This is a genomic window from Pseudoalteromonas sp. NBT06-2 (assembly GCF_002276045.1).
Lineage (GTDB): Bacteria > Pseudomonadota > Gammaproteobacteria > Enterobacterales > Alteromonadaceae > Pseudoalteromonas.
On the sequence record NZ_NQMR01000178.1, the window covers coordinates 1 to 1,471 of the forward strand.

General features: G+C 32.2%; 2 protein-coding genes and 1 pseudogene. 2 read left to right on the forward strand and 1 reads right to left on the reverse strand.

Annotated elements, in window-relative coordinates; genetic code table 11:
- Positions 1-16: 16 nt before the first annotated feature.
- Complete coding sequence (locus CJF42_RS22855; protein WP_095368873.1) at positions 17-391, reverse strand: hypothetical protein; 375 nt, start codon at positions 389-391, stop codon at positions 17-19.
- A gap of 135 nt (positions 392-526) precedes the next feature.
- Here CJF42_RS22855 and CJF42_RS28850 point away from each other — a divergent pair.
- Both CJF42_RS28850 and gloA read left to right on the forward strand, forming a co-directional pair.
- Positions 527-762: pseudogene (locus tag CJF42_RS28850) on the forward strand (endonuclease III); the annotation flags it as partial.
- A gap of 38 nt (positions 763-800) precedes the next feature.
- On the forward strand, positions 801-1,184 hold the full coding sequence (gene gloA / locus CJF42_RS22865; RefSeq protein ID WP_095368874.1) for a lactoylglutathione lyase: 384 nt from the start codon (positions 801-803) through the stop codon (positions 1,182-1,184).
- Positions 1,185-1,471: the final 287 nt, after the last annotated feature.

The window sequence follows — 1,471 nt, forward strand, 5'->3', positions numbered from 1 at the left end:
TATGAATGTAAGAAGTTTAGGAGGCGAAAATTGGTGGTCGATAAAGAGACTTGGCGATAAAATGAGTGCCTTTTGTTGTTAATGACAGCTGAGGTTCACTTAAAATAAGTAACTCTGATATAGGAATATTGTTATCTAAATAAGCAATAGAAGCACATGCGTTTGCAGGGCAAATACACTCTATTTCACAGCACTCAACTTCACAACAATCATCTATGCTTTCAGATGTGTTGGAGCTATCGTTATCATAAACAAAGGTTTGCTGTTGTATTTTTGTATGAAATTCTGATGTGCCGTCATATGACGCCATAAAATGATAAGACATTGTTTGCCCTAAAAAGGCAACCAGAATTGTGATCATAAGCATCAATTTTGACAATGGTTTAAGCATATATAACTCTAATAAAAATCGCGACTATTGTAGGTGATTTTAAAATATAAGTGAAGAGGAATAAGAATATACTTTCGACTATAGAAAAGTTAAGGTTCTATAAATTTCTTACGAACTACTCATCTATCTTTATTATCTTTTGGCTGGCCTACAATCGCTTTAGATACGCATATATTTAGAATATCTAACCGTACTAAATTTGCCATGGGTAAAAATATTGTATTAGTTGAAAAAACTAGAAAAAGTTGTACCAAAAGAATTTAAAGTCGATGTTCATCACTGGCTTATCTTACATGATAATTAGAAAGCCTTGCTGTGGAAGCTGTATAATTGAGGACTTATATGAATTTAAAGATATAATAGATTTTTAATTCATACCGTCACTATTATATAAAATTAAAGGAATTTTATGCGTTTATTACATACTATGCTGCGTGTTGCAGATTTAGAAAAGTCAATCGCCTTCTATACCAAAGTACTTGGCATGAAAGAGCTCAGACGCTCTGAGAATGAACAATATCGTTATACTTTAGTTTTTATTGGCTATGGTGATGAAGATTCTAATAGCGTTATAGAGCTTACTTACAATTGGGATACCAATGAATATGAACATGGTACAGCATTTGGTCATTTAGCAATTGAATATGATGATATCTACTTAGCATGTAACAAAATCAAACAATTAGGGGGTATTGTAAGCCGCGAGCCTGGTCCTGTGCTTGGTGGTGCTACCGAAATCGCTTTTGTAAAAGATCCTGATGGTTATGCTATTGAGTTAATTCAAAAAAAGTAAAAAAATGCCCCTTATTATAGAGCTAAATCTTTATTTAGTTCTTACTTCCCTAAAAGCGAGTATCAATTCCGATAATGAAGTTTCCACTTTATATTGAACATACATAGACTATTCAATAGCTAATGAAATATTTTAAATTTATAATTAGAGATTAATTTTTTAAAGAAGGTAGTTAAAAAATAGGTTTTATAGATTATTATCGAGGTAATTATAAGAATCTTGATGGTTTATTTACCTGTAACTTCCGACTCACTCTGATGAAAGAGTGGCGTCCCCAAGGGGATTCG